The organism is Streptomyces sp. NPDC029122, assembly GCF_055569445.1.
In genome coordinates this window covers 153229-167476 of sequence record NZ_JBVHWK010000001.1, presented here as the reverse complement: position 1 = coordinate 167476, position 14248 = coordinate 153229, and the positions used below count along the sequence as shown (strand labels likewise).

Sequence of the window (14248 nt, the reverse complement as noted above, 5' to 3'; positions counted from 1 at the left end):
GCGGGCCGGTGAGGGGGGAGACGCAGGCCCCCCCCCCCCCCCCCCCCGCCGCCCCCCCCCCCCCCCCCGCGCCGGTGGTCCGGTTCCGGTCAGTGGAAGAGCATGGACGCGCCGCCGGCCGCGGTGGTCACGGATCCCGGACACAGGAAGCTGCCCGAGACCTTGGTGGCCGTGAAGGCCTGGTTGACGTACTTGCCGGTCGCCGCGTCGAGGCCCCACAGGATGTTCGTGGCCTTGTAGCGGCAGGACACGAAGCTCTGCTGCCCGGTGATGTCGATCAGGTCGGTACGGGCGGTGGTCCCGGCGGCGTCGAAGGTGAAGGCCGGGTTGTTGTTCAGGGTGGCGGTGATGCCGCCGTCGCAGGTGAGGTTTCCGCCGGGCCTGTTGATGGTGGTGCGGTCGACGGTCAGGGCGCTGGGGGGATTGGCGCTGGTGCGGGCGTTGGTCCAGGTACAGGTGTTGCCCGCGACGACGATGACGCCGTCGACCTTCTGCTCGGCGGTGGTGCCGAAGGCGGCGGCGCTCGTGACACTGCCGGCCGTGGCCGCGAGGGCCAGTGCGGCGACGGCGAGTTTCGCACGGTGCATCATGTCGCTCCTCTGTGACACGTCCTTGTGGGGGTGTGGTGCGAGGGCGGTGCGGAGTGCGCCACGGAATGTGTCACAGCGGTCTTGAAATGTCATGTGCACTTCACGAATTGGCCGGAATGCGGCCCCGGCCGGGGGTGACCCGGGGAACGGGGACGCGCTGAAGCGGAGATGGAGGTCCGGGGAGGAGCGGGCGAGGGGAGCGTCAGGGGATGTCCGTGTCCATCGGCTCGGCCTCGTAGACGTGCGGGGCGTCCCCCTGCCACTCGATCAGCGAGGGCGCGCCGCCGAGCACCACCTCGTCGGGGTCCGGGACCTCCGCGCGGCGCAGGAACTCGATCACGTCGGCGTCGGTGTGCGCGGTGCCGAGGGGCGCGTCGCGGTCCTGGACGCGCAGGGTGACCCGGCGGCCGCCCGAGGGGGAGATCCGGTGGACGACGATCGGCGCGTGCTCCATGCCTCCACCCTGGAGCCGGGCCGCCACCGGCGCATCCGGACGCGGACGCCTTCGGGTACGCGCGCGTCCCGGCCGGTGTTGCGCACGGCTTCGGCGCGGACGGGTGTGGCGCGTGGCAGGCTGGGGGACATGTGCGGCCGATACGTCTCCACCCGCGGTCCCGAGGACCTGTCGGGCCTCTTCCACGTCCCCGGGCCCCCTTCCGGGCCCGAGCTGCCGCCCAGCTGGAACGTCGCCCCGACGGATGCGGTGTGGGCGGTGCTGGAGCGCGCCGACCGGGAGAGCGGGGTCCTCGAACGGCGGCTGAGGGCGCTGCGGTGGGGGCTGGTGCCGTCCTGGTCGAAGGACCCGGGTGGCGCGGCCAAGATGATCAACGCCCGGGTGGAGACGGTCGGCGAGAAGCCGGCCTACCGCCGGGCCTTCGCCAAGCGCCGCTGCCTGCTGCCCGCCGACGGCTTCTACGAATGGCGGTCCGTCCCGGCCGCCGGGTCCGCGAAGGCGTACAAGCAGCCGTACTTCATCAGCCCGCAGGACGGCACCGTGATGGCGATGGCCGGCCTGTACGAGTTCTGGCGCGACCCGTCCGTCACCGACCGGGACGACCCGGCCGCCTGGTGGGCGACCTGCACCGTCATCACCACCGAGGCCACCGACGCCGCGGGCCGCGTCCACCCCCGGATGCCGCTGGCCCTGGCGCCCGCCGACTACGACGCCTGGCTCGACCCCGCCCACGAGGACCCCGACGCCCTGCGCGCCCTCCTCGCCACCCCGGCCGAAGGGCGCCTGGAGGTCCGTGCGGTGTCCACGGCGGTCAACAACGTGCGCAACAACGGCCCCGAACTCCTCGAGGAGGCCCGGCCGTCCTGACGCCGGATCCCCTTCCACCCCTACAGACGGGCACGGCGCACATGGCCATCGGTACGGAGAACACCGCCTACGGGATACGCCCTGGTGTTCCGGACGTAGCAACCTACCGCCGGCTGCGCGGCGAGACCGGGCTCGGCGCCAAGAGCGTCGAGTACTCTCCGCCGAGCTGGAACGGCGCGTGCCGCAGGCACGTACGTGTCCCTGATCGCCGACGGCGACGCCCGGCACCTCTACGCGAAGTTCGGCTTCGCCGAGACGGCGCCCGCGTCGGTCGGCACGGCCGCCTGCTCTAGACCGGCTACAGGCCCGCGTCCTCAGCCGTGCCCGCCCGCCGCGCGCGGGGTGCCCGCCTCCGGTCCGAGTACCCGGCGCAGGGCGGCCGCGGAGGTGAAGCGGTGGCCCCGCATGCCGAGGGCGAGGGCGGCGTCGACGTTCTCCTGCCGGTCGTCGACGAACAGGATCCGGCCCGGGGCCGCGTCCAGCGCCCGCAGGCACCAGGCGTACGCGCCGGCCGCCGGTTTGGCGTGGCCGATCCGGCAGGACAGGCCCAGCGCCTCGAAGTGGGAGAGCCAGGGGTGGTGGCGCTCGTAGTGGACGGCGAGTTCCTCCGGGATGTTCGACAGGAGCGCGATCCGCCGCCCGGCGGCGGCCAGTTCCCCGATCAGCTCCACCATCTCAGCGTCCACGGCGCTCCAGCTCGCGATGTCGGCCTCCACGAGCGCGGTGACCCGCTCCGGACCGAAGCGGGTGCCGAGGGCTTCGGCCACCAGGTGCCAGTACCGCGGTCCGTTCACCCCTCCGCTGTCGTAGGGCGGCCGCAGCGCCCAGTAGGCCTCCCAGAACGCGTCCCCGGACACACCGGCCGCCTCGGCCAGGCGTTCCCTGCCGGCCGGTGACTGGTGACGGGCGATGACGCCGAACATGTCGAACAGCAGGATCTCGTCCAAGGCCCTCACACCTTCCGTACGGTGACGCCTGCCGCAGTCAGCGCGTCGGTCTCGTCCTGCGGCGCCTCCTGGTCGGTGACCACGGCGTGCAGCGCGGAGGCGGGCAGCACGTGCGCGAGGGCGGTGCGCGAGAGCTTCGCCGCCTCGGTGACGGCGATCACGCGGCGCGCGGAGCCGATCGCGGCGCGCTTGACGGCGGCATCCGCCAGGTCGTAGGCGGTCAGGCCGTGTTCCGCGCTCAGGCCGCAGCAGCCGATGACGGCGGTGTCGAAGCGCAGGGCGGCGAGGGAGGCCTCGGTCAGCGGCCCGGTGAGGGCGAGCTCGCCCTTGCGCGGCGCCCCGCCCGGCAGCAGCAGCGTCATGTGCGGCGCGTCGGCGAGGGCGTTGGCGGCGTGCAGGGACAGCGGCATGACGGTCAGCCGGCGGTGGTGCAGGGCGCGGGCCACCTCCAGGCAGGTGGTGCCGCTGTCCAGGACGACCGACTCCCCGTCCGCCAGCAGGGCCGAGACCTCGGCGGCGATGCGCCGCTTGGCCTCCAGCCCGTCCCGGGCGCGCAGCGGGAAGGGCGGCTCCTCCCCGCGCAGCAGCAGGCTCCGCGCCCCGCCCCGGTAGCGCTCGAGCAGCCCTTGCCCGGCGAGGACCTCCAGATCGCGGCGGACGGTCATCTCGGAGGCGCCGGTGAGCTGCGCGAGCTCCGTGACGCTGCGGCTGCCGCTCGCGCGGACGGCGTCGGTGATCTGTCTCAGACGGTCTGCACTCATACCCGAATTGAACAACCAGAATGTTCGAAAGGCAAGTTCCGCACATGATTCGTGTTTGTTATGTTCGATCGCATGCAGTCACTCATACCGCCTCGAGGACTCCGAGGCCCCCACGCGCCGCCCCCGTCCGTACGCCTGCGCAAGGCCCGGCGGGTCACCTTCGCCTACTTCGCCCTCAACGGCTTCGTCATGGGCATGTGGATCGTGCACATCCCGGTGGTGCAGCAGCGCACCGGCGTCGACCACGCCCTCCTGGGCTGGCTCCTGCTCCTCCTCGGGGCCGGTGCCTTCGCCGGCATGCGGGTGGCCGGACCGCTCGCCGACCGCTTCGGCGCCCGTACGGCCGTCCCCGTCGGCGCGGTCCTGTGCGCCGCCGCGCTGGTGCCGCCCGCGCTGGCCGGCGACGCGCGGACCCTGGGCGCGGCGCTGCTGCTGCTCGGCTTCGGCAACGGCTGCCTCGACGTCGGCATGAACGCCCACGCCGTCCAGGTCGAACACGGATACGGACGCCCCGTCATGGCGGCCTTCCACGCCGTCTTCTCCGTCGGCGGAGCCCTCGCCGCCCTGGCCGGCGCCCTCGCCCTGGGCCGCGGGCTGCCGGCCGCCGCCACCCTCGGGGCCACCGCCCTCCTCGGCGTCGTCCTCGCGCTCCTGGCCGCCCCCGCCCTGCTGGGGCGCGACTCCGGGCGGGCCGGGCGCCCGGAGCGGCGCCCCGCCGGCCGGACCTCCCCGCGCGTGCGGATGCTCGCCGTGCTCGCCTTCCTGCTGATGCTCTGCGAGGGCGTCGCCAACGACTGGAGCGCCCTCCACCTCGAGGACTCCCTCGGCGCGTCGCCCGCCACCGCCGCGCTGGCGTACGGGGCCTTCGCCACCGCCATGACCGCCGGGCGGTTCCTCGCCGACCGCCTGACGGCCCGCACCGGCCCCGTCGCGGTCCTGCGCTACGGGGCCGCCCTCGCCGGCGCCGGCCTGGCCCTGGCCGTCGTCGCACCCGGCGTCCCGGCGGCCCTGGCCGGCTGGACGCTCTTCGGCGCCGGCCTCTCGGGCTGCGTCCCGCAGCTCTTCAGCGCCGCGGGCCGCGCCGACCCGGAGGCGGCCGGGGTCAACGTCTCCCGCGTCGCGGGCCTCGGTTACCTGGGCATGCTCGCCGGCCCCGCGGTGATCGGTCCGCTGACCCGGCTCGTACCGCTCGGGCCGGCCCTGCTGCTGCCGGTGGCCTGCTGCGCCTTCGCCGCACTCGCCGCCGGCGCCCTCCGGCCGGAGGGTCAGGGGGCGGGCGGGTAGTGCTCGCCGAGCACCGCGGCGAAGAGCGTCGACACGTCGCGGGCGCTCATGCCCTGCTCGCGCGCCTCGCGCATCCACTCCCCGAGACCGGTGCGCAGCGGGGACTCCGGCGCCGTCTGCGGGGTGGCCAGCGAGCGGGTGATGAAGGTGCCGGAGCCCTGGCGCACCTCCACCAGACCGGACCGCTCCAGCTCGCGGTAGGCCTTGAGCGTGGTGTTGGGGTTGACCTTCGTGGAGGCCGCGACCTGGGCCGCCGTCGGCAGCTTGTCGCCCTCGGCCAGCGCCCCCATCCGCAGGGCCTGCTCCACCTGCTGCACGATCTGGAGGTAGGCGGGCAGGCCGCTGCGGCGTTCGATGCGAAACACGACCACCGTGCCCGCCTCCTTGCTGCTTCTCGATCCTTCACGGGTGACGTTTCAGCCTAGGCGGTGTCCGGCTGGAGTGGCCCGGGTCAGAGCGCCGAGTGCCGGGCCCGGCGCAGGAACGCGCCCACGAGGAGGGCGCTCAGCCCCAGGAAGATCCCCGCCGCGGTCCACTGCATGCCCGCCATCTGGTCGGTGCCGAAGTATTCCCAGACCGAGTTGACGATGCCCAGGGAGGCCCGGCAGCCCTCGGGCGAGCTGTCGTGCACGCACGTGCCCCAGCCGTAGAGCCTCCCGGAGGCGGTGCCGATCCACTGGTCCACCTGCACGACGTGGTCGAGCGCGGCCGGCTGGGCGGAGCCCAGCGGATAGGCGAGCGTCCGCGGCGTGGCGAGCCGCTCCCTGAGCAGCCCGGCCGCGAACAGGGCGACGGACGAGGTGAAGAAGGTCGCCACCATGGCCGGCAGGGACCGGCGGGCCATGGCCCCGATCGTGATGCCGAGCGAGGTGCAGAACAGGGCCGAGGACACCAGGACGGGGCCGGTGGCGCCGAACACCGGCCCGTTCAGCCAGTCCTCGGGGGCGAGGGGCCCGGCGGAGCGCCACCACCACCAGTAGAGGAGGCTCAGGATCCCCGTCGGGACCGCCGCCAGCGCCAGGGCCGAGCACAGCTTCCACAGCAGCCAGCGGCTGCGCGGGACGGACTGGGTGGCGACCAGCCGCGCCGTCCCGTGCTCCCGGTCGGCGGAGATCAGCGGGGCGCCGAGGAGGACGCCGAACAGCACGGGCAGGAATCCGAGCGTGCTGCCGAAGGAGTCGAGTTCGTTGGCGGCCCGGTTGTGGACGGCGCTGTCGAGGGCGTGCGGGGACGCGACGGGCCAGCCGGTGGCGTGCAGGGTGTCCAGCATGGCGGCGCGCTGGTACAGGATCCAGGCCGAGCCGAGGACCGTCAGGGCGGCGCAGGTGATCAGGGCGGTGCGGTGCTGGCGCGCCAGGAGCCAGGCGAGCCCGCGCAGCCGTCGGGGGCGGGCGGGTGCGGTGTCCGGGCGGGTGAGGCCCTCGGTGGGAGCGCTCATACGGCGGACTCCTCTCGGTGCAGGGGGGCGGCCGTGGGGGAGAGCAGCGCGGGGGCCCCGGGCGAGCGGAGGTAGGCGAGCAGCACTTCCTCCATGCTCGGCTCCGCCCGCTGCCACGCGTCGTCCAGCGGGCCCTCGCGCCGCACCAGCGCGGTGAAGTGGCGCCCGGAGGTGCGCGCTTCGATGACGGTGTGGTCGTTCAGGGAGGCGGGCAGCCCGGCGTCCGTGCTCACGCCGGTGACCAGGGTGTGCATGGGGACCAGTTCGTCGGTCTCCCCGGCCATCCGGACGCGGCCGTCGGCGAGTACGAGTACGTAGTCGCACATCGGCTCGATCTCGCTCAGCAGGTGGGACGACATCAGTACGGTGGTCCCGTGCTCGGCCGCCTCCGACAGCAGCAGGGCGGCCATCTCGTCCCGGGCCACCGGATCCAGATCGGCCATCGGCTCGTCCAGCAGCAGGACGTCGGGCCGCTTGCCGAAGGCGAGCGCGAAGGCGACCCGGGTGCGCTGGCCGCCCGACAGGTCCCCCACCCGGGCGTCGGGCGGGACCATTCCCGCGCGGACGATGCGCTCGGCCAGCGCCTGGTCCCAGGCCGGATTGAGCTCCCGGCCCAGCCGCAGGGTCTGTGCCACCGTGAACCGCTTGAACAGCGGCTTGTCCTGCGCGAGGTAGGCCCACAGGGGCATGGACGCGGGGGAGCCCGCGAGCCTCCCGAAGATCCTCAGGTCACCGGCCGACGGCTGCGCGAGGCCGGCCGCCAGGCTCAGCAGGGTGCTCTTGCCCGCGCCGTTCGGGCCCACCAGGGCCGTGATGCGGCCCGCGGGTATCCGGAAGGAGCAGTCCCGCAGCGCCCAGCCCCGCCGGTACTTCTTGCCCAGCCCGCGCGCCTCCAGGGCCCATCGGCCGTCGGCCGCGCCGGAAGTGGTCGTGCTCCGCACGGGCTCCCCCTTTTCAGTGAATCCACTAGATGAGTAATGGAATCATGGAGTGGGGGTGGGGCTCTGTCAAACGGTTGCCGCGGCGATCAGGAGGAAGCCGGCCCGGGAGCCGTCGGCGCCGACACCTGGTGCAGGCGCAGGGCCAGTTGGAGCTCCAGGGAGCGGTCGGGGGACTGCCAGTCCGGGCCGAGGAGACGGCCGATCCGCTCCAGGCGCTGCACCACGGTGTTCACGTGGACGTGCAGGACCTCCTTCGCCCTCGCCTGGCTCATACCCGCCGCGAAATAGACCCGCAGCGTGTGCACGAGCTCGCTGCCGCGCTGGGCGTCGTAGTCCAGGACCGGCCCCAGCACGGTCCGTACGAAGCCAGACAGGTCCGGGCGGTCACCCAGCAGTACACCCAGGAACCCCAGGTCGGCCAGCGTGCTCCCGTCCCCGGCACGCCCCAGGGCGCGCAGCGTCGACAGACAGCGCAGCGCCTCCGCGTGCGCGGCGGGCAGCCCCGCCGGACCGCCGCCCGCCCGCGCCGCACCCACCGTGACGGGCGCGCCCACGCTCCGGCCGAGCGCCGAGGCGAGCCGGGCGGCGTCCGCTCCGGTGGCCTCCGACGGGGCCAGCAGTACGGCGTGGTCGTGGTGGACCCCGGCCAGGCCCCGGCGCTCGCGGGCGTGGTGCGCGGCGGCCGTGAGCAGACGGGGCCGGGGAGCGGTCTCGCTGTGCAGGACGAACAGGGCGTGCGGCCGGGTCAGTTCCACCCCCAGACGACGGGCGCGCACCGTCAGGCCGACCGGATCGGCGGAGGGGCTCAGCAGGTCCCCGAGCAGCTCCCCCCGTATCCGGTCCTCGGTCTGCGCCACGGACCGGCTCAGGAGCAGCAGCAGGGCCGTGACCGTCGCCGCCCGCTCGAACAGGCGCCGTCCGGCCTCGTCCAGGCCGGGGCGGCCGGTCAGGGTGATGCTGCCCAGGAGTTCGGGACCCGCCAGCACGGCGCACACCCAGGTACCGCCCTCCGCGACGGCCCGGCCGCCAGACCGCGAGGCGGCCACGGCCCCGGCCGGCGGGGGACAGGGCCCGGTCCGCGCGCGGGCCAGCTCCGTGCCGTCGGGGTCGTGGATCAGGGTGCCGCCCTCCAGCAGCGCACCGATCGCGGCCGCCACCTCGCCGACGTCCCCGCCGCGCAGGACCAGACCGGTGAGCCGGTCGTGCGCCTGCTCGGCCCGGCGCAGCGCGTCGCTGTTCTCCTGGATGGTGCGGGACGCGGCGCCCAGTTCGGCCAGGGCCCGGCGCGTCTCCTCCAGCAGCCGCGCCCCGTCGATGGCGACGGCGGCGTGATCGGCGAGCGAGGACAGCAGCGCCACCTCGCGCGGGCTGAACTCGCGCGGGCTGCGGTCGGCGGCGAAGAGCACCCCGATCACCGTCGGGCCCAGGCGCAGCGGGACACCCAGGATGGCGTGCAGGTCCTCCTCGCCGACGGCGCTGTCGATGGGCCCGGTGTGCTGGAAGCGCGGATCGCGCTGGTAGTCCCCGGTGGCGTACGGGCGGGCCGTCTGGGCGACGAGACCGCCGAGCCCCTCGCCCATGCCGAGGCGCAGCTGCTGGAACGCCGCCGACACCGAGCCGTCCGTCACCCGCATGAAGGTGTCGCCCGCCGTCTCGTCGATCAGCGACAGGTACGTGACGTCGGTGTGCAGCAACTGCTTGGCCCGGTGCGTGATCGCCCGCAGCACCGCGTCCAGGTCGCGCAGCGCGGCCAGGTCCCCGGCGGTGTCGAACAGCGCGGTCAGCTCCGCCTCCCGGGTCCGGTGCCGGCCCAGGGTCCGGTGGACCTCCAGCGCCACCTCCGTCGCCTCGTCGAGGGCGGCCAGTTCCGCCTCGGAGGCGCCGGCGGCCCGCGCCGCCGCCGAGGGCCGCGCGAACTCCTCCGCCGGCGCCCCCTGGGCCAGCAGGCCGAGCAGCTCCCGTATGCCTTCCGTCACGGTGGTGAGCATACGGGCGCCCGCCCCCTCAGCCCTTGACGGGGACGGGCGGGGCCGTCCTGACGGGCCGGTCGAGGCTGCGGCCACGGGTCTCGCGGGCGACCAGGGCGGTCACCGTGGTGATCAGCGCGGCCGCGCAGAGGTAGACGGAGACCGGCACGGAGGACCCGTACTCCTTGAGGAGTTCCACGGCGATGACCGGGGCCAGCGCGCCGCCGATGATCGAGGCCACCTGGGAGCCCATGGAGGCCCCCGAATAGCGCACGCGGGTGTCGAACATCTCCGAGATGAACGCCGCCTGCGGCCCGTACATCGCGCCGTGCAGCAGCAGCCCGGCGGTGACCGCGACGGCGATCACCGGGAAGGACCGCGAGTCCAGCAGGGCGAAGAACGCGAACGCCCAGCCCGCCATGCCGACCGAACCCACGAGGGTCACGGCGCGGCGGCCGATCCGGTCCGACAGAGCGCCCCAGAGCGGGATGGTCACGAAGTGCACCGCCGAGCCGATGAGCACGGCGTTCAGGGCGTCGCCCTTGGGGAGGTGCAGGTGGACGGTGACGTAGACCAGCAGGAAGGCCGTCAGCACGTAGTACGAGACGTTCTCCCCCAGCCGCACGCCGATCGCCGTGAGCACTCCGCGCCGGCCCGAACGCAGCACCTCGACCACCGGCGCCGCGTGCCGGGCCCCCGCCGCCTCCTCGGCCTCGGCCCTGGCCCGCGCCTCCAGGAACGCCGGCGACTCCGACACCGAGACCCGGATCCACAGCCCCACGAGCACCAGCACCCCCGACAGCAGGAAGGGCACCCGCCACCCCCAGGCCAGGAACGCCTCGTCCGACTGGACGGCGGCCAGCAGCGCCAGCACCCCGGTGGCGAGCAGGTTCCCGCCGGGCGCACCGGCCTGCGGCCAGGACGCCCAGAAACCCCGGTTCCGGTCGTCCCCGTGCTCGGCGACCAGCAGCACCGCCCCGCCCCACTCACCCCCGAGCGCGAAGCCCTGCACCAGCCGCAGCAGCGTCAGCAGCACGGGCGCGGCGCCGCCCACCGTGGCGTGCGTCGGCAGCAACCCGATCGCGAAGGTGGCCCCGCCCATCAGCAACAGGCTCACCACGAGCAGCCGCTTGCGCCCGATCCGGTCGCCGTAGTGCCCGAACACCACCCCGCCGAGCGGCCTCGCCGCGAAGCCGACGGCGTAGGTGAGGAACGCGAGCAGGGTGCCGACGAGGGGATCGCTGGCCGGAAAGAACAACGTGTTGAACACGAGGGCGGCGGCGGATCCGTAGAGGAAGAAGTCGTACCACTCGATGGTGGTCCCGATGAGGCTGGCGGCGACGATCCTGCGTATGCCGGACGGGCTCGTTCTGCTCGCTGCGGGGGAGGCCATGTGCACCACTTCCAGGGGGGGGTCTGCGGGGACGTCGGGTGTGGCCACAACGTAGAAGTCCCCAGGTCAGCGGCATATGTGGCGGGCCATCACAATCACAGGCCAGCTTGTGTGCCGCATCACCACACGACCACCGCTGGCTCATTTCCACCACCGGAGGAAGTCCCTCCGTATCGTGTCGGATGTGCAGAACTCCGCCTGTTTCAGGGGGCCGGTGCTGACTCCCGTGCTGGTTCGGCGCTGACTACACAGCGTTGAGCTCCGACATTCGGCGCGGATCGAGTCCGCGGCCTTGTCGTGTGAGGGCGACCGACAGGTGCGCCAGCGGAGGTGTTCCGATCGCGTCGGCTGTGCGTTCACGACGCGTGTTGACGGCGATGGCCAGTCGGTCCCGGGTCTGCTGCCCTGGCCCTTCTCGACCCTCGAGGGACCGCTGGGGGAGCAGTGTCGGCTCGCCGGAAGCGGCGCCGACGTCAGCGGGCAGTGAGACGTTTGAGCGTCGGCATCAGGGAGTGGGCTCATTCGCCGGCCGTACGGGGATGTCGAAGGCCGGCCGTCGCCGGGGCACGGCGAAGGTGCAGCGGCTCGCAGGTGGTCACCAGACCTTCTCGTATCCGGCGCCGGACTCCCGGTAAATCCCAGATTCGCACATCTCTTCGATCGCGAAGGAGAGGGGGCTGCCGGGCCCGCCGTGGGCGAACACCGCCAGCCCCATCGGGATCATCGGATACTTCCTTTTCGGCCCCCGCCGGGACGAAGGAGCAGGACTGGCGGCCCTGCCGCGCAGCGATGCTCCGTGTTCAGACAGGCACTGAGCGCTACCACCACGGGTTGCGCCACAGGACCAGCTCGCCACCTAGCCCCACCGCCCGGTGTGCCAGCGCCTTCACCTGGACAGTGGTACTAGCCGGCCCGGCTTCCGCCTCGGATACCGTGTTCCTCTACGGGGTGCCATAACGGATGTGACGCCCCCCACCGGAGGTAGTCAGCGTATGAGTTCAAAGCGCAGCAAGAATCCAGCCCTGCCCGTACTTGACGACGCATACCGACTCGCGTCGGTCAAGGACGCCGAAGAGTCCACCCGTGACTTGGCCGCGCGGCTGGCCACCACCCAGCTGCGCCGCGTTTCCCACCCGGGCCGGGTCACCTGGGATCCCACCGATCAGGCCGAGCCCGTACCGGTCCCGCCGACTGTGGTCGACGGTGACGGGGACCTGTGGCTGCGGGACCGGGGCACTGGCACCTGGACCATGCCCGAGTTCAACCCGAAGGAGTTCCCGGACCGCTGTGGCGAGGTTCTGACCTGGAACCAGCTTGCCCGCGAGTTCGGCCCGCTTACCGCACTGGCCGACGACCGCCGCATCGGCGGCGGCCGGCGCTGACCGCGCAGCCTTCTGGAATGACCGCACCCCTGAAGCGCCCGTTACGGGTAGCTGGGAACTCCGGCTCGCCGCCGAGCTCGACGATGGCGGCGAGCAGGTGAGCGTGGTGGTCGGTCACGAGGTCTCCATGGTGCAGCCGGATACGTCGTCGCTGTCCGTGGCGTCGGGGTGGAAGAAGCGGGTGTAGCGGAGTCCGGTCTCCGGAGTGATGTTGAAGACCGCGCATAGGTGCTGCGGGTCAGCGCCGGTGAAGGCGGCCTCCTCGAGGATTCGGTCCTCGCGAAGTTGCTGGGCGGTGACTGGATCACGGTGCGGGCAGGGTCCGCGTCGGCCTGCCCCGGCTGACCGATCACCGGGACGCGGTTCCCGCCGGTGTCGCCCGGCGCGCTCGCCGGGGCCGCACGGGCACCGGACGGCCCTGAATCGACGGCCCGGAAAGCATTCGGGTGAATGTGCTCGCGGCCCATGTGCGCATCGGCGGGGAGGCCGGATTCTTGGCGGATGATCACTGCTTCTTTGCAGCGGGCGGCCGTGCTGGTGGCGACCGCGGCACTGCTGGGCGTCGCTCCGGCCGGCACTCCGCACGAGTCCTGGGATACGACGGAGAGGTGCGCGCAGACGGATTGGGACAGCCGTCGCATCCCCACGCGGACGGGAAACTCCGAGCTCGGGTGGCAGCACTTCTCCCGGCCGCACGGCATCACGAGCTGCAGGCTCATCAACGCCGCCCTCAACGGCAAGCCCGACAAGCTGTCCGACCAGCAGCGCAACCTCGAGTACTGGGGATCGGCCATCAAGAACGGCCGCCAGGTCGACTTCGTGGTCAAGGTCCGCTACGCCAAGACCACGGACGACGGCAGGTACGAAGCGCCCGGGGCGAAGGGGAAGGTCGGAGTCATCACGGCCTACTGCCGGGGGATGCGGAAATGCCCGTCATGGGTCAACTGACCTGCTCCGAGGGCTGCCTTGCGCACGCGCAGCGTGCCGTCTCCGAAGCCCTCTGGCACTACACGGACACTCCCATTGCCAGGCCGTACTACGTCCGCGGGTGTGTTCCCGAGCCGGACGACGCGGCCGTCATCGTCGCGCTGTGGACCGGCCCGAGCGCACGGGAGAAGAGGAACCTGTTCCTGCTTGTCCCGCTGGTGTCGGGCGGACTGCCCGTCCCACCGCGGCGCGTGGTCGCGGGGCTGATGCGGCTCAGCCGCGGTACGCACCTGTTCGGCTCTGTAGGGCGGCGCTTCGACGGCAAACCCCTCCTTGACGGCAGCGCTCTGATGCAAGGCGGGGGCCGGTCCTGCCTGTGTGACGGGGCCCCGGAACCCGAAGGGCCGCGGGGCTTCTACTTCGAGCGCCCCGGCGAACCGAGGCGCTACCCATGACCGACGGACCGGGGTGGGATCACCCTCGTCCTGCGAACTGATGGCGGCTCTTGACGATGGCGCGGGCGCTACCGGGGTGACCGGCGAAGTGGGTAGAGCCAGTTCTCCACGGTCTCCCCGCGAGGTGATGACCGGGCTGGACCTGCCCGCCCGGACCGTCGACTCCTGCGTGGCCCTCGCCCGGCTGCGCGGCGAGGGCGCGGCTGCCCCGGCTCCTGGCGCCCGTGACCGCCCGGCTCGAGTGTCACTGGTGTCGGGCCGTAACACCCCGGTGAGTCTGGAAGGGTTGGCCCGGCGCACAACCTGCGCCCGAACGCGTACCACCTCCGTCGACCGGGAGAGAAGCATGACCATCAAGGACATCGGGCCCGAACCTCAGAGTTTCGACCTCGAGCAGGCGACGCTGGAGAACACCGACTACCGCTCGGTCGCCTGGTCCGGGAAGTACCTCCAGCTGACCCTGATGTCGATCCCGGTGGGCGAGGACATCGGCCTGGAGGCACACCCGGGGACCGACCAGTTCCTCCGGCTCGACGCGGGCCGCGGCCGCGTTCAGATGGGCAGCGCGAAGGACCGCCTCGACTTCGACCAGGAGGTCGAGGACGGCTGGGCGGTCTTCGTACCCGCCGGCACGTGGCACAACGTCACCAACATCGGCGACGAGCCCATGCAGCTCTACGCCGTCTACGCCCCGGTTCACCACGCCCCGGGCAAGATCCACGCAACCTTCGCCGACGCGGAAAGCGACGAGGACTCGGGCAACGACGAACCCCCGACCTGGTCGGTCCAGCCCACCCACCGCCCCGCGGACGAGCAGGCCTGACCACCAGCGGGGGCCCAGG

The 14248-nt window shown here is 73.0% G+C and carries 16 protein-coding genes; 6 read left to right on the top strand and 10 right to left on the bottom strand.

Translation table 11 applies throughout. From position 1 onward, the window contains the following. Positions 1–89 precede the first annotated feature (89 nt). Both ACZ4WZ_RS00690 and ACZ4WZ_RS00685 read right to left on the bottom strand, forming a co-directional pair. A complete protein-coding gene (locus ACZ4WZ_RS00690; protein WP_467883741.1) occupies positions 90–587 on the bottom strand; it encodes a hypothetical protein in 498 nt (165 codons plus the stop codon). A 205-nt stretch (positions 588–792) separates the two neighbouring features. Beyond that, on the bottom strand, positions 793–1044 hold the full coding sequence (locus ACZ4WZ_RS00685; RefSeq protein ID WP_467883740.1) for a hypothetical protein: 252 nt from the start codon (positions 1042–1044) through the stop codon (positions 793–795). A 129-nt stretch (positions 1045–1173) separates the two neighbouring features. On the opposite strand from ACZ4WZ_RS00685, the gene ACZ4WZ_RS00680 reads away from it, so the two are divergent. Then, positions 1174–1911, top strand: a complete 738-nt coding sequence (locus ACZ4WZ_RS00680) for an SOS response-associated peptidase (protein ID WP_467883739.1) — start codon at positions 1174–1176, stop codon at positions 1909–1911. Positions 1912–2225: 314 nt separating this feature from the next. Here the strand turns inward: ACZ4WZ_RS00680 and ACZ4WZ_RS00675 are convergent, their stop codons facing one another. Together ACZ4WZ_RS00675 and ACZ4WZ_RS00670 are read right to left on the bottom strand one after the other, a co-directional pair. Next, positions 2226–2858, bottom strand: a complete 633-nt coding sequence (locus ACZ4WZ_RS00675; protein WP_467883738.1) for an HAD family hydrolase — start codon at positions 2856–2858, stop codon at positions 2226–2228. 5 nt (positions 2859–2863) lie between these two features. Beyond that, on the bottom strand, positions 2864–3619 hold the full coding sequence (locus tag ACZ4WZ_RS00670) for a DeoR/GlpR family DNA-binding transcription regulator (protein ID WP_467883737.1): 756 nt from the start codon (positions 3617–3619) through the stop codon (positions 2864–2866). A gap of 189 nt (positions 3620–3808) precedes the next feature. On the opposite strand from ACZ4WZ_RS00670, the gene ACZ4WZ_RS00665 reads away from it, so the two are divergent. Further along, a complete protein-coding gene (locus tag ACZ4WZ_RS00665; protein WP_467884188.1) occupies positions 3809–4903 on the top strand; it encodes an MFS transporter in 1095 nt (364 codons plus the stop codon). Here ACZ4WZ_RS00665 and ACZ4WZ_RS00660 read toward each other — a convergent pair. From ACZ4WZ_RS00660 to ACZ4WZ_RS00635, 6 genes are all read right to left on the bottom strand, one after another. Beyond that, a complete protein-coding gene (locus tag ACZ4WZ_RS00660) occupies positions 4885–5274 on the bottom strand; it encodes a GntR family transcriptional regulator (RefSeq protein WP_467883736.1) in 390 nt (129 codons plus the stop codon). The two genes, ACZ4WZ_RS00665 and ACZ4WZ_RS00660, sit on opposite strands and share 19 nt — an antisense overlap. Before the next feature lie 80 nt (positions 5275–5354). Next, a complete protein-coding gene (locus tag ACZ4WZ_RS00655) occupies positions 5355–6341 on the bottom strand; it encodes an ABC transporter permease (RefSeq protein WP_467883735.1) in 987 nt (328 codons plus the stop codon). Then, a complete protein-coding gene (locus tag ACZ4WZ_RS00650) occupies positions 6338–7282 on the bottom strand; it encodes an ABC transporter ATP-binding protein (RefSeq protein ID WP_467883734.1) in 945 nt (314 codons plus the stop codon). The genes ACZ4WZ_RS00655 and ACZ4WZ_RS00650 overlap by 4 nt, the downstream gene beginning before the upstream one ends. A gap of 86 nt (positions 7283–7368) precedes the next feature. Further along, positions 7369–9270 carry a helix-turn-helix domain-containing protein gene (locus ACZ4WZ_RS00645; protein ID WP_467883733.1) on the bottom strand — a complete coding sequence of 634 codons (1902 nt, stop codon included), beginning with the start codon at positions 9268–9270 and terminating at the stop codon, positions 7369–7371. A gap of 16 nt (positions 9271–9286) precedes the next feature. Then, the gene (locus tag ACZ4WZ_RS00640; RefSeq protein ID WP_467883732.1) at positions 9287–10642 is read right to left on the bottom strand and encodes an MFS transporter; all 1356 of its coding nucleotides are present in this window, start codon (positions 10640–10642) and stop codon (positions 9287–9289) included. Positions 10643–11237: 595 nt separating this feature from the next. Beyond that, the gene (locus ACZ4WZ_RS00635; RefSeq protein WP_467883731.1) at positions 11238–11366 is read right to left on the bottom strand and encodes a hypothetical protein; all 129 of its coding nucleotides are present in this window, start codon (positions 11364–11366) and stop codon (positions 11238–11240) included. A 268-nt stretch (positions 11367–11634) separates the two neighbouring features. Between ACZ4WZ_RS00635 and ACZ4WZ_RS00630 the strand changes: the two genes are divergently transcribed. The 4 genes from ACZ4WZ_RS00630 (at position 11635) to ACZ4WZ_RS00615 (ending at position 14229) form a co-directional block, all read left to right on the top strand. Next, on the top strand, positions 11635–12024 hold the full coding sequence (locus tag ACZ4WZ_RS00630) for a hypothetical protein (RefSeq protein ID WP_467883730.1): 390 nt from the start codon (positions 11635–11637) through the stop codon (positions 12022–12024). A 501-nt stretch (positions 12025–12525) separates the two neighbouring features. After that, positions 12526–12972 (top strand): hypothetical protein, encoded by a 447-nt coding sequence (locus ACZ4WZ_RS00625; RefSeq protein ID WP_467883729.1) that lies wholly within the window; start codon positions 12526–12528, stop codon positions 12970–12972. After that, on the top strand, positions 12960–13406 hold the full coding sequence (locus ACZ4WZ_RS00620; protein ID WP_467883728.1) for a hypothetical protein: 447 nt from the start codon (positions 12960–12962) through the stop codon (positions 13404–13406). Before ACZ4WZ_RS00625 ends, ACZ4WZ_RS00620 begins: the two co-directional genes overlap by 13 nt. Positions 13407–13752: 346 nt before the next feature. Continuing rightward, positions 13753–14229 carry a cupin domain-containing protein gene (locus ACZ4WZ_RS00615; RefSeq protein ID WP_467883727.1) on the top strand — a complete coding sequence of 159 codons (477 nt, stop codon included), beginning with the start codon at positions 13753–13755 and terminating at the stop codon, positions 14227–14229. Positions 14230–14248: the final 19 nt, after the last annotated feature.

Coding starts and splice junctions, on each gene's coding strand:
- ACZ4WZ_RS00645 (WP_467883733.1), bottom strand. CDS start 9,270: ATGCTCACCACCGTGACGGAAGGCATACGGGAGCTGCTCGGCCTGCTG.
- ACZ4WZ_RS00640 (WP_467883732.1), bottom strand. CDS start 10,642: ATGGCCTCCCCCGCAGCGAGCAGAACGAGCCCGTCCGGCATACGCAGG.
- ACZ4WZ_RS00665 (WP_467884188.1), top strand. CDS start 3,809: ATGGGCATGTGGATCGTGCACATCCCGGTGGTGCAGCAGCGCACCGGC.
- ACZ4WZ_RS00680 (WP_467883739.1), top strand. CDS start 1,174: ATGTGCGGCCGATACGTCTCCACCCGCGGTCCCGAGGACCTGTCGGGC.
- ACZ4WZ_RS00630 (WP_467883730.1), top strand. CDS start 11,635: ATGAGTTCAAAGCGCAGCAAGAATCCAGCCCTGCCCGTACTTGACGAC.
- ACZ4WZ_RS00690 (WP_467883741.1), bottom strand. CDS start 587: ATGCACCGTGCGAAACTCGCCGTCGCCGCACTGGCCCTCGCGGCCACG.
- ACZ4WZ_RS00670 (WP_467883737.1), bottom strand. CDS start 3,619: ATGAGTGCAGACCGTCTGAGACAGATCACCGACGCCGTCCGCGCGAGC.
- ACZ4WZ_RS00625 (WP_467883729.1), top strand. CDS start 12,526: ATGATCACTGCTTCTTTGCAGCGGGCGGCCGTGCTGGTGGCGACCGCG.
- ACZ4WZ_RS00685 (WP_467883740.1), bottom strand. CDS start 1,044: ATGGAGCACGCGCCGATCGTCGTCCACCGGATCTCCCCCTCGGGCGGC.
- ACZ4WZ_RS00655 (WP_467883735.1), bottom strand. CDS start 6,341: ATGAGCGCTCCCACCGAGGGCCTCACCCGCCCGGACACCGCACCCGCC.
- ACZ4WZ_RS00615 (WP_467883727.1), top strand. CDS start 13,753: ATGACCATCAAGGACATCGGGCCCGAACCTCAGAGTTTCGACCTCGAG.
- ACZ4WZ_RS00635 (WP_467883731.1), bottom strand. CDS start 11,366: ATGATCCCGATGGGGCTGGCGGTGTTCGCCCACGGCGGGCCCGGCAGC.
- ACZ4WZ_RS00620 (WP_467883728.1), top strand. CDS start 12,960: ATGGGTCAACTGACCTGCTCCGAGGGCTGCCTTGCGCACGCGCAGCGT.